Genomic DNA, 11,951 nt, shown 5'->3' with positions numbered 1-11,951 from the left:
GTTTACCCTTACGATAAGCAAGAATAAGTCATAAAAGTCGCAGATAACGAGCACATAAAAGAATCAATCACCGGGAAACCGGGTTGCCTGTTTGACGTCGCGGCAAAATGCCCCCAGCAATACCCACAATAAACACATGCCTTTAAAAACCATCAAAAATGCACATTTTTGACTGGTGAATAAAACAGCAAATGTGATATAGTTCACACAACTTAATGAAACAAGAACAATGTTTCATTATTCCCCTGATGCCCGTAGATAGCCAGAGCACCGCGTCATCGTCAGTCTCGCCAGGTTGTCAAAGGCACCCGATTTTCTTTGAGGATGAAGTTGATGGCTTCCATAACTACCAGTGTCATACTTTTGCGCTGGCCGCTGGTGAGCGCGGTTCTGATGTTTTTGGCCAGTTCGATGAACATTCAGCTACGCAAAAGTGATTATGCCGGTTTAGCCGTTATTTGTAGCTGTATCGGCCTGGTCGCGGCCTGCTGGTTCGCTACCGGCTTACTGGGGATCACGCTGCTCGATATCGCGAAAATCTGGGGCAATATCAAAGACGTCATGCTCGAAGTCATGAGTCAGACGCCGCCACAGTGGCCGATGGTCATGACCTGATACGATAAAAACTTCCCACGGGAGGCTTTTTTATTCACCGACAAAGACTACTCGCAATCTTTTGATATTTTAATAAATGTATCGTTATAGATAATGTATTTATTCCCAGGCTGGCGCAGAGCCGCCTGGCGAACCACATCTCCTGGCCGTAAGTACCAGGCCTCGCCCTCTTCTTCCGTTGCATCACATCCCGGCTTGATCAGCAGTTTAAACCAGGTATTACCACTGTTGCTGACGCTTCCCGCCAGCCGATCGAAGGCCCATTTGAACTGTACCTGCCGCGGGCGTACCACCAGAATCGTTTCCATCACCACTACCGGATCCATACCGATCGACCCGCCGGCCGCAGTGTGGCCAATACGGTTTCGGGTAGGAATTTCGCGGAACGAAACCCGGTAATAACGCTCACGATTGTCCTGCGGACCATGATAATAAAATTTAAAATATTCCCCTTGCCCGGCCTGCAAGGTGAGCTGGCGGGGGGCAAAGAGCAGCTCGCCATCCGCCGGACGAGAGCGGACCTCGTGCCCCCCCGGCCGATCTATTCCGACGACGGAAATCTGATACAGCCGCGCGCTCGGATTGTTATTCAGTACCCGTTTGGCGACAAAGCTCTCCTCAGCGCCCAGCGAAAAGGTTAAATTGCCGACGGAAATCGCCCGACCCGCCGTTGGCAGCCCCAGAATCAGCAACCACACGACGGCCTGGAGCAGGTTAATCAATATTGCGCCATGTCGCCTGAACATGAATCTCTCCTGAAGCACTCACTTCACCAAACCAGCCATCATCATCTACCGTTCTTAACGAAATACTGTCGTTCATCGATATGGAAAATTTCACCGTCGTCTTGTTCATCACGCCAGTATCGCCGGAAGCATCCGTCCACGGCGTCGTCAGCCACAGCGCATCCGTCATATCGCGCCAGCTGTTATCGCAGCCGGCGTCAAAATTTTTGCTCGTTCCGGTCTGGGTGGTAAATGTCAGGTGCGCCGGGAAAGGCACTTTTGTCGCCCCGTCAGCCGAACTGAACAGGCAGTATGAACGCCCGGCGATCGACTGCGACGGGCCAGTCACTTTGATCAGGACTTCATCGGCGGCGGTTTTTCCGCTGGTGGTGACGATATAGCCAAAATCCAGTGAGGGCTGCCCCGTACCGACATACCCCTCGCGCGACGGCGAAGCGCTGTACTCATCGGAAATAATGCTAATGCTGAAATCACGCGGTTTGATAATCAGCGAGTTGGAGGTGGAAAATTCATACCACCCGGACTCCGGCGAGGTGGTGTTCTGGAAGCGGAAGTTAAACAAATCCTTGGTATTAATATCACTGATGCCCAGCGCCACCATCTGCTTAAAGAAGTTGCTGGAAAAGAAGATGTAGACCGAATCCGAGGCTTTCATCTCGTTAAACGTATAGTAGTAGGCATTGCCGCTGACCGGTTTCCAGTTGTTACCATCGAGGCTGAACTGCATATCATAGATATTCACCGCCGACGTCAACGATGTATTGTTAATCGCCGGAAAAATATGAATCGAGGTGTTGCTCAGTCCATTATGCTGCAACGTATAGTTGACCATCTTGCAGCTCAGACCGCTACGGGTACCAATCGTCTGCGCGCGACAGTTCGAGCTACCCTCGCCCAGCGTCGGGATCCCATCACTATTGATAAAAACTTCGGTCAGAGAGTGGGTGTTAATAAGCTTTAAGTTTGCCGCTTTAGTATGGGTCACTTTACGCACGTACCAGGCGCCGGAGGCCTGATCTTTGCAGCGCGCCCCGCTGCTTGCATCGTAGGAGATGGAAGTCTGGCAGGTATTGATCGTCATCGACAGGCTGCCGCCAACCGGCATCTGCTGGAGATACTGGTAGAAGGTCTCCGACATCATGCCGTGCATCCATTTTTGTCCACCGGGGGTTACCGTCACACCGTAAAAGCCGTTTGCATCCGTGACCTGGGGTAAAATCAGACTGGTCGCCATATCGCAACCTGCGTACCAGTTGATGCAGCGCAGCCCGCTCAGGGGATTCGACACCGGTGCATTTTCCAGCCACATGTCAAATTTCCAGTTGGCATTCAACCCGGTGTTATAGCCGTTATCGATATAGCCCAGACTCTGCTGATAGATAGTGCCGCTACCGGTGTATTTCAGCCCGGTCCAACGACTGGCTCCGGTCATGCGCGGATCCAGCACGCCGCCCGGAGTGGCGAAAAAGTTATCATCGGAGTTGTTTTCGACAAAAACAAACTGCACCGCTGCCGCATCTGCCCAGGTTGTTTTCGTTACCACCGCTTCTGCCCGCACCGCGCACAGCGCGACGACAAACAGGCAAATCAACGGGAACCACTTAGCTTTCATGCCCTTCTCCTGCCTGCTGCGCGCTGGCGTAAGTTTTCAGCCCCGTGCAGACGACATCGCCGACCCACACCGCCCCACGCGCCTGACTTAACTCAAGCCCGACTTCACAGCTTTGGTTATTGCCGTAGGTGAAATCGATAGTGGGGTATTTTTTATCCACGTCCATCACGAATCCCCCCGTGTTATCGGTACGGGTTCGGCCAATATGATTATTGATGTGTGCGTTGGCCAGCAGCGTTCCGTCTTCGGCGCGGATACGCCCGGAAACGGTCACCATCTGTTTCACTTCCGGCTCGATCACCGCCACGTTGCCCGGGTAGAGTGTCAGACTGTTTTTGCGGTTGCTGACGATGTCATAGCTGTCGAGTGAGTTCTTGCTGTTTTGCAACTCGACTTCGTAACGACTGTATGGTGACAGCGGCAGATAGTTGCGTTTGCCAGTCAGTTGGATAACCCGTCCGTTGACCCTGGCGCTCAGCTTGCCGTCATCATCGAGATTAGTGTTAAAAATCACGCCGGCGTTGCCGTCAGAGCGTCCGCTAGCGGCAATATTCCGCCCCTGCCAGCCGGCGCTACCGCTGGCGGTCAGGTTGGTATTCACATAGCCGTCAGCGCCGCTGTTAATATTGAGCGTGCCATTGGCATAGCGGGTATCAAATTGGGCATAGCCTCCACCGCTCAGCGTTTTGTCATTGCCGGTATCGCCAGAGATCGCCCGCGAAATATTGGCCCCAAGGGTACGAACCATGCCCTCATCAAACTGTTTACGGGCGGAAAGGTTTGCCATGGTGTAGCCGTTCTGGTGGGTCATACCGGCACTGAACCAGTTGCCCAGCGGAAGTGAGAAGTCGAGCGCGACATATTTCCCGGTACTGCTACTGTCACCGCCGCCGCCATTATTGAAGCGCTGAATACCGGCACGCAGGCCCAGCGAGCCGAAGGCACCGCTAAAGAGCGTCTGATAATAATCCGCCGTGTAGTAATGGCTGTTATAGCGACGGTCATCGTTGTAGCTAATGCTAAAGGTCCCCAGCTTTGACCACAGCGGGTTCAGGTTAAGGGTTCCGCCAATCGCCCGGTTGTCGGCGTCGCTACGCCGTAGCCTGTCGCCAATAATGGTTTTTTCCTGGTTAACCCAGACGGTGCTAAAACCACCGGGCAACGCGGCGCTGATGCTGCCAATGCTGCTCCAGGAGCTATCGCTGGCCAGCATATTTTGCAGGTTGACGTTGACAGACTCCGTCAGCGGAACGGTCAGACGCGTCTCGCCGACGGCATTGCTATCATAACCGTAGCCGGTTGCCGCCCAGCTGAGCGTACCCACGGAGCCGGACGTCGACGCGCCCGCCAACCAGCTCTCTTTCGCCGGTTTGATCTTTTTGCCACTCTCGGACCAGCGATCCATATGAAAGCTGCCGCCCCATACCTGCCAGGCCAGCGGTGCGCCCGCTCCGCGCCCGCGGCTGAAGAGTTTGTTCACCCGCTGAGTACGCTTACTGACCATCCGGCCATTGACGATCACTTCAACATCCACATCATAAATGCCGTATGGCAGCCCACGGGTATCCACTTCGTGGTTACCCATCACAAAATTCTGTACGCTAAGCAGACGTCCGTCACGCGACAAATGCACTTCACCCGCGGCAGGCAAAAAAGCCACGATCGGCGTGACCGATTGTGAATTATCAAACACCGTTGAGCTGGCCTGATTTCCCCAGGATGCACCGTAGATTTTGCCAGCAGAAATGGCGGTCATCGGCCCAAGCGACTGTAAATTCCACGTATCCAGCATCCCACCGGCAAAGCGGTGCCCGGCGAAATCACGCTCATACATGGCCTTATAAATTTCGCTATCCTGATTGCTGGTTCCTGTACCGTAGAGCGAACCGTCCAACACAATATGGTGCTCGCGCAGTGAGCTGACGCTGTTCAACGACAGATAGCTGGACGTACTGTTGCCACCGTTACGCATCTGGTTGTTATACACGCCGAGGTTATAGTTCAGACTGCTGCTGACGCTGTTCACGCTGGACTGGCCGATATCTTCACTGCGCGAGCGCAGGACGGTTCCCAGTGCTTCTCGTTTCACCACCAGTTGCAGCAGCAGTTGCCGCAGACTGAGCTGCAGCTGCGCATCGCTGGTCAGCGTGATGTGTAAATCGCTGTTGAAGGGCGCATTCGCCAGCTCAGTCAGCGTTTTTCGGGTTTGTTCACTCACGCTGGCCTTGTCTCCGCGCTCTTCCAACTGAATATGACGGATGCGAAGCGTACCGGCATCCAGCCAGATAAATGCGCTGCCAAGGCGCTGGTCGTCCTGCGTCCCCGCACTGCCTTCCAGGTGAAGATACAGTGGGATACTCATGCCATCCTGCAGCGCCTGGCTGAATGCCTGAGGAATCACCACGCCGCCAATTTGCTGCGCCTGCGGTGTAGCGGCATTCACACTAAGCGGAAGAGTCAAAATAGCCATACCACAGGCAAGGAGCGTTTTAAGCTCAGGTGAAATCCGTCGTAAAGGCATAACCTGATTCCGTCAGCACAATTGTTATTTTACGGGAATAAACTGCTCACCCTGCCAGAGTGCGACCCGCCCCTTTTTATCGGCAATATTCACGCGGGTGAAACGGCGCTCTTTGCCGGGCATGAGGTAATAATTCTCTTTGCATTCTTTGCCATCTGCGGGCTTCAGGCAGGGGCCGTAAGCCAGGATACGCAGCGTGGCATTGCCGGTATTCACCAGCGTTCCGTTGGCATACTGATAGCGGTAATCTGTCTTGCGTGGGGCAACAACCAGGATGGTGCCGATACGAGCCGATGCGGTTGCAACCGCAGTGCGGCTGGCGCTATCGCGCTGTGCATCGCTCAACGCCTGATCGAACCAGACAATGCGGTAGTAGCGTTCTTTATTATCCGCCGGCCCCTTGTAGAAAAAGCGAATGACATCGCTACTCTTCGCGGGCAGTAGCAGGCTGGCTGGCGTCAGCAGCACTTCGTCCTGACTGTCCATCGGAATCACACTGCCGCCTTCAAGCGGTGAAGAAAGGCGTTCAATGTGGATATTGATTAAACGTCCGCTATCAGTGGTGTTTTTAATCTCTTTACTGAGCACGCTGGCGTCTCTGTTCATAAATGAAGAAATATCGCCAACATCCAGTGCCAGGGCCGGCATGATGGCGCAAAAATACAGGCTGATAGCCAGAATGCGGTTTTTCATATGAATTCGGTCCGAGGAAGAAAGCAGGGGGAATCCCCCCTGCTCGTGCTACAGAGAAATCAGCTGGTCCAGGTCGCATCGAACTGGACGCTGACATCACCGCTCCAGATCCCTTCCGGCAGCGTGCTGTAGTCAGTCACTGCAGTCGTACCATTGGTGGTGCCACTGATGATAGAGAAGTTAAAACCATCCTGAGCGGTAGCGCGGCCAGCCTGGTTATAGCCGTTAGACAGTGCGCTAAGGTTGCCGCCCAGCACGCCATTCGCCGTGTCGATCATGACGGTATCAGCCGATTTTTCGACAGCCACGCCGTTATAATCCACACCGACACTCAGCGTCGAACCGGAGGTGTCCAGTTGGGTCAGGGTATTGGTGATCAGACGGGAGGTCAGTTTAAATGCTGTCGCAGTCGCATCCCCTTCAATCGCAACATCAAACAGACCTTTCTGGGAGTTAAAACCTTTAATCCCTTCTGCATACTGGAAAGCCAGGCTCCCCAGCGGTGTCACAACCAGTTTGCTGGTGGTGTCTTTTTTTGCCGTTGCCGACCAGGTTGCGACGGCCTGAGCCGTAACATCTGCTGCCTGAACAGCGCCCACACAGAAAGTCGTCACAAGAGCTGCTGCTAACATTTTCAATTTCATATTCATCACCTGATAAAATAATAGGCTTGTTATCGCCCGTGCTGTTCCATAGTTATTTATGGATCCACTACCCTTAAGAACTGGATGTTCTTAAATTCAAAAGTCGAATAAAATTGATGACACTCACTAAATTCCCGTAAGAATAAAACTCAATAACACCGCCAGTGATACAATATTAAATAAGAATCATGTCGGTCCCTGATGCCGGCAAGATAAAACGCATTAAAGCAAACATGGTAATGTTGTTGTTATTTAACAAACCGACTTTATTGCTGGTATTGCTTTTATGTAAGCTCACCGTCTTGATACTCAAACCAAGAATCTCAGAAATATCATTAAGTAATTTACCAATAATCATCAATGACATTATCTTCTCTTCACGAACCGTGAGATTTCTTTTTCTGGCTTTAAATTTTCTTAATTTAAGGATACTTTCAACCGTTTTAACACTCGCATCAGAAGACAGAAAGCAGATATTATTAATGTCAGAAACATCGCTGACAAATTTAGCGTCGGGTGCCACAATGACTTTCGCCGGACTGTTCGAAAAATAATATTGATAAGAACAAAGCATTTTATCTATCTGCGCAAAATGGATAATGACGTAATCTTCGGCGCTCAGTGCCTGACACTGCTGATGCGCATACTCATTGTCAATGTTATCGACCCAGGTCCAGGTGATGTCGCAATCATCATCAGCCAGGCTGGCCAGACCCTGCATATAGAAATAATTATCTGTTACTATTAATACAGCCATGATAACAGAACCTCCATTCCATTGAGCCTGTTGAACTCGTCCGTTGACAGGCGCAAGCATCAATGATGGTACTTGCCCCTGTTTTTTTACTTTTCTTTGATGAACGGTGACAAAACATCACTATTATTTTTGTTACGGTAACGCCGCCACATTTCATACATAAATAGTAAGCATAATAAGCAGAATTTATTACTCATAAAGTTATGAAAAGCAAAAAAATCACATTTGTTGATTATTTGTTAAATCTCAAGCAACTGATAATAATGAAAATAATAGTTAAATTTAACAAATAAAAAACAATCAAGAAAAAATCGCATTCGGGGATTAAGATTATTCTTAGTTATGAGTGAATGTCAGGTTTACTCTTTGGTGCTAGTATCGCGACATCAAATCCCAGATAAATGGCACAGTGTAACTATTCTCACAATAAGACATCATATATGGCTACTATTTACGTTATCGAGAACAGGCTGCGATTTAACTCAGAAGCGCATACTCTCCATTCCATAAAAAGTAATGAATACGTGACCCTGGCAATACCAGCAAGCCTTTGCTTTGATTTGTTAATAAAAAATCAAGGCAGAATTGTTACCCAGGCAGAGCTGCTGCAAAATGCGTGGGGAGAAAGGGGAATGAGTGTTACGCCAAATACGCTATATCAAAACATCTCTTTGTTGCGCAAATCGTTAAATCGCTTCAATGTGAATAGCACACTTATTCAAACAATTCCTAAACGGGGGTTCATGATTGCGGATGAAGCGAATATCCTGATTGACATTCACGGGCACCCTCCGGAGCAGGATAGCGCAGCTCCCGAAATAAATCAGATGAACAGAGTTGTGACGGAAGGACATGACACTCATCATGAAGCGAGCCAGCAACTTCACGCCGACCCACCAACAGCGCAAGACAAAGACGATGTGCTGTCGACAGGGCTCATCGGGACCGTGAGAGCAAGAAAGACAGGATGGATTGTCGCCGGTATTGCAAGTCTGTTGATTGTTCTGCTGCATCTCTACATTAATCAGTCAACCACAACCGATTCACCTTTCGCTTCATATACGCTGCTCACGACGATCAATAGCTGCAAGATTTTCAGAAACGATGACCTAAGATTTGATGAATACTATATTAATTTCCTTAAAGAGCATAATATCACCTGCTCAAATAGACAGACTATTTATATAACGAATCATTACCCATCGAGCAGGACATCACTCATCTCCTGTCGATACCCAATAAAAACCAATAAAAAATCATTCTGTACCTCATTTTATTACTTAAAATAACTCTATATGAAAAAACGAAAGATAAACAAGGCCATTGCATATACTTTAATTATTATCATGACAAGCCTTACATTTTATTACATCAGCTCATCTGACGACGGTGAGAGCATTAACTGTACGTCCGCATTTTCAATTGTTAATGGTGATGAGGAATTTTCTTTCTCTGTTACTTTCTTTGCCAGTGATGGTGAGGGATTAATGACATTCAACGGCAACTCAGGAGATTCAAAAGATAACATCATTATCAGGAAATATATAACCTATGTAAAAAATAAAAACGATATTTATATCTTCAGAAGTAGCACTACTAATATTCGTTCGAGTACCACAGCGCTGCCGGATAAGTTCGATGAGATTATGCCGCCGTTTTTTACGGAGATCAGGAAAGAAGATCGATTCATCATTAAAATATTAAAGATAAAACATGGCTCATGGGTATTTATGTCAACAAACACCCCCTATTTTATTTGTGAAAACACCAATGGTTAGCACAGCGCATGGTGTTTGAAACTACCAGGGCAACGTTTAATAGCACAATACGGCTGATAACAGCAGTCCTCTATCGTAGTGGCCCCAAAATCATAGGGGCAGGATGGCCTTTCTCTCAGGTTTTCCCATTGTGCATGGCTGTAGGTTGAAATATTATAGACCTTAATATAATGATATTCTCCATTAATTAATACTTTCGAGGAAAACAGTTTCATCGATTCCCCAGGAAGTAACAGAATATCGGCCTCATACCATATGATGAATTTTAAAAAGCGCAATCTCGATATACTGGAAAATGCCACACCAGAATGAGGGCAGATAATTGTGTTCTGAATTTTCCATTTCATATTACGTCCTTGTGCTTTTCTGGAAATAGCCACATAGATAGTCATAGCAAAGTTTATAATTATCCGCAAGCCCTCCGTTTGATATTGTGATGAAAATAATGGCAAGCGGTCAATGAACTGACAAGGAGTCAGTAGAGGACTCATATAAAATGCGTAGATATAAAGAATAAAAATACATAAATCTACATTTCGGCAGATATAAACTTACAATAAACGGATAATTGAAGTGCTGGCCACATTAAATGGATACGACGGGTTGCGATCGGCTCATCGCGTTATTTTGGCATCCTTACCCGGTTTTCCCGATATTAAACTGAAACGGTTCCGCTTTATCGCCATCATATTTTTAATATGGTTCGGCGCAGGAAAAGTCCCGCGGCGACATTCACTGTCCCGCAATCCCTGCCGACATACGAATATGCAGCGGGTCACCGTAGTCCCGGCTCTCCGCTGCCTGTGTCTGAGCGGTATTTTGCCGCGACGAATTCCAACAGCGAGGTAGGTAAATTATTGGCATATTTATCCTTAATAAACCTGGGCTGACAGACGCTCTTTTTGTGGCATAAAAAGTGGTGCTCCTCTCTGACATCACCGGTGATGTTCCCCCACGCGGTCGGGCAAACGAACAGGCTAACCCTCCAGAGTTGCCTAAAATACAGGAATGCACCTGCGGAGCATCTCCCTATGAACATCCTCTCATTTCAACGACCCGCTATCACCAGCGTTGCCTGCCTTGTCGCCCTGCTGTTTGCCGATTCCGTGTATGCGGCCGTCGGGAAAAAGAAACCACCGCCTCAGGAAAAACGAGAGGCGCTGGAACCCAGTGCGCAAGAGATGCAGAAGCCCTGGCAAGGCGATCTCACCGGTATGCTCGACAGACGCGTGATCAGGGTCTTAACACTTATAGCAAGACCTTTTTCTTTATCGACAAAGGTACCCAGCGCGGAGCAACGCATGACATCTTTATCGAGTACGAGCGCAGCCTTAATCACCAGCTGATGAAGGAGCAAAAGCTCAAACATCGCCATCTGAAGGTACGGATAATTTTCGTCCCGGTGGCCCGCGACCAGCTCCTTAGCGCACTCGTTGCCGGCAGAGGAGATATTGTTGCCGCAAATCTTACGGTTACCGGGGAGCGTCAGCAGCAGGCTGACTTCACAACACCGCTCTATTCCAATGTTCAGGAACTTCTGCTCTCCGGCCCAGTTTCACCAGAAGTGAGCAACCTGGAGCAACTTTCTGGCAAAAAAGTATTTGTTCGCCCGTCATCAAGCTATTACCAAAGCCTGCTCGCCCTGAATGCGCACTTTGCGAAAGTGTCTCGTCTGCCGATTATTATCGAGGTCGCTCCGGAATCACTCGAAGATGAGGACCTGATAGAGATGCTCAACGCCGGCCTTATTCCGTTGACCGTCGTCGATCGTCATAAGGCTCTATTCTGGAAACAAATTTTCCCCAAAATCCAGGTACATCAGAATATTGTCCTGCGTAAAGATGCCAGCATTGGCTGGGCGGTACGTAAGAATAGCCCGCAGCTTCTCGCCTCGCTAAACCGCTTTGTGAAGGCTAACGGCGAGGGCAGCAAGCTGGGAAATACCCTCCTGTTGCGCTACCTGAAGAACGCGAAGTATGTCAAAAATGCCACCGCGCAGCAGGAACGGCAAAAATTTCTGGCAATGGTGGATATCTTCCGTAAATACGGCGAGCAATATGACATTGACTGGCTGTTCATGGCAGCTCTGGGGTATCAGGAGTCGCGCCTCAATCAATCGGTTCGTAGCCACATGGGTGCCATCGGCGTTATGCAGGTGATGACGCGGACCGGCAAAGAACTGAAGGTCGGAGATATCAGTAAGCTGGACACGAATATCCATGCCGGGGTGAAATACATACGCTGGATGATCGACCAGTACTATGGCCATGAGCCGATGAGCCAGCTCGACAAAGCGCTCTTTTCATTTGCGTCTTATAACGCCGGGCCAGCCCGTATTGCCCGTCTGCGGACAGAAACCAGCAAGCGCGGTTTTAATCCTGATATCTGGTTTGGTAATGTCGAATATCTGGCCGCTGAGAAGATAGGTGCCGAGACCGTTACCTACGTCAGCAATATCTATAAGTACTACATTGCCTATCGGCTGATCGTCGATGAGATAGCGAGGAAACAAAAAGCCACGGCCCAACCCAGCAGCGCGGCAGTACCCGCCGGGGAACAAAACACTCTCACCACACCGTGAGGCG

10 protein-coding genes and 2 pseudogenes are annotated in these 11,951 nt (G+C 49.4%); 4 read left to right on the top strand and 8 right to left on the bottom strand.

Annotated features, from left to right (window positions below; translation table 11 throughout):
- Positions 1-333: 333 nt before the first annotated feature.
- The gene (locus tag ACZAHD_RS09120; protein ID WP_205500224.1) at positions 334-615 is read left to right on the top strand and encodes a YjcB family protein; all 282 of its coding nucleotides are present in this window, start codon (positions 334-336) and stop codon (positions 613-615) included.
- A 47-nt stretch (positions 616-662) separates the two neighbouring features.
- Here the strand turns inward: ACZAHD_RS09120 and ACZAHD_RS09115 are convergent, their stop codons facing one another.
- From ACZAHD_RS09115 to ACZAHD_RS09090, 6 genes are all read right to left on the bottom strand, one after another.
- Positions 663-1,361 carry a fimbrial biogenesis chaperone gene (locus ACZAHD_RS09115; RefSeq protein WP_462456470.1) on the bottom strand — a complete coding sequence of 233 codons (699 nt, stop codon included), beginning with the start codon at positions 1,359-1,361 and terminating at the stop codon, positions 663-665.
- Complete coding sequence (ecpD, locus tag ACZAHD_RS09110; RefSeq protein ID WP_462456469.1) at positions 1,330-2,973, bottom strand: fimbrial adhesin EcpD; 1,644 nt, start codon at positions 2,971-2,973, stop codon at positions 1,330-1,332. Before ecpD ends, ACZAHD_RS09115 begins: the two co-directional genes overlap by 32 nt.
- Complete coding sequence (locus tag ACZAHD_RS09105) at positions 2,963-5,494, bottom strand: CS1-pili formation C-terminal domain-containing protein (RefSeq protein ID WP_462456468.1); 2,532 nt, start codon at positions 5,492-5,494, stop codon at positions 2,963-2,965. Before ACZAHD_RS09105 ends, ecpD begins: the two co-directional genes overlap by 11 nt.
- Before the next feature lie 24 nt (positions 5,495-5,518).
- Complete coding sequence (locus ACZAHD_RS09100; RefSeq protein ID WP_462456467.1) at positions 5,519-6,187, bottom strand: EcpB family pilus assembly chaperone; 669 nt, start codon at positions 6,185-6,187, stop codon at positions 5,519-5,521.
- A 59-nt stretch (positions 6,188-6,246) separates the two neighbouring features.
- Positions 6,247-6,831: a common pilus major fimbrillin subunit EcpA gene (ecpA, locus tag ACZAHD_RS09095; RefSeq protein WP_462456466.1), complete on the bottom strand. Its 585-nt coding sequence runs from the start codon at positions 6,829-6,831 to the stop codon at positions 6,247-6,249.
- Positions 6,832-7,006: 175 nt separating this feature from the next.
- Positions 7,007-7,648, bottom strand: a complete 642-nt coding sequence (locus tag ACZAHD_RS09090) for a helix-turn-helix domain-containing protein (protein ID WP_462456489.1) — start codon at positions 7,646-7,648, stop codon at positions 7,007-7,009.
- A gap of 380 nt (positions 7,649-8,028) precedes the next feature.
- Here ACZAHD_RS09090 and ACZAHD_RS09085 point away from each other — a divergent pair, with 380 nt between their 5' ends.
- On the top strand, positions 8,029-8,877 hold the full coding sequence (locus ACZAHD_RS09085) for a winged helix-turn-helix domain-containing protein (RefSeq protein ID WP_462456465.1): 849 nt from the start codon (positions 8,029-8,031) through the stop codon (positions 8,875-8,877).
- Positions 8,878-8,883: 6 nt separating this feature from the next.
- Positions 8,884-9,366 (top strand): hypothetical protein, encoded by a 483-nt coding sequence (locus ACZAHD_RS09080; protein WP_462456464.1) that lies wholly within the window; start codon positions 8,884-8,886, stop codon positions 9,364-9,366.
- Here ACZAHD_RS09080 and iraM read toward each other — a convergent pair.
- Positions 9,363-9,713 carry an anti-adapter protein IraM gene (gene iraM, locus ACZAHD_RS09075; protein WP_462456463.1) on the bottom strand — a complete coding sequence of 117 codons (351 nt, stop codon included), beginning with the start codon at positions 9,711-9,713 and terminating at the stop codon, positions 9,363-9,365. The two genes, ACZAHD_RS09080 and iraM, sit on opposite strands and share 4 nt — an antisense overlap.
- 346 nt (positions 9,714-10,059) lie before the next feature.
- Positions 10,060-10,246: pseudogene (locus tag ACZAHD_RS09070) on the bottom strand (hypothetical protein); the annotation flags it as partial.
- 151 nt (positions 10,247-10,397) lie between these two features.
- Between ACZAHD_RS09070 and ACZAHD_RS09065 the strand changes: the two are divergent.
- Positions 10,398-11,947: pseudogene (locus ACZAHD_RS09065) on the top strand (MltF family protein).
- Positions 11,948-11,951: the final 4 nt, after the last annotated feature.

This window comes from Raoultella sp. (assembly GCF_039594335.1).
Lineage (GTDB): Bacteria > Pseudomonadota > Gammaproteobacteria > Enterobacterales > Enterobacteriaceae > Klebsiella.
This window is presented reverse-complemented; position numbering and strand designations above follow the sequence as displayed.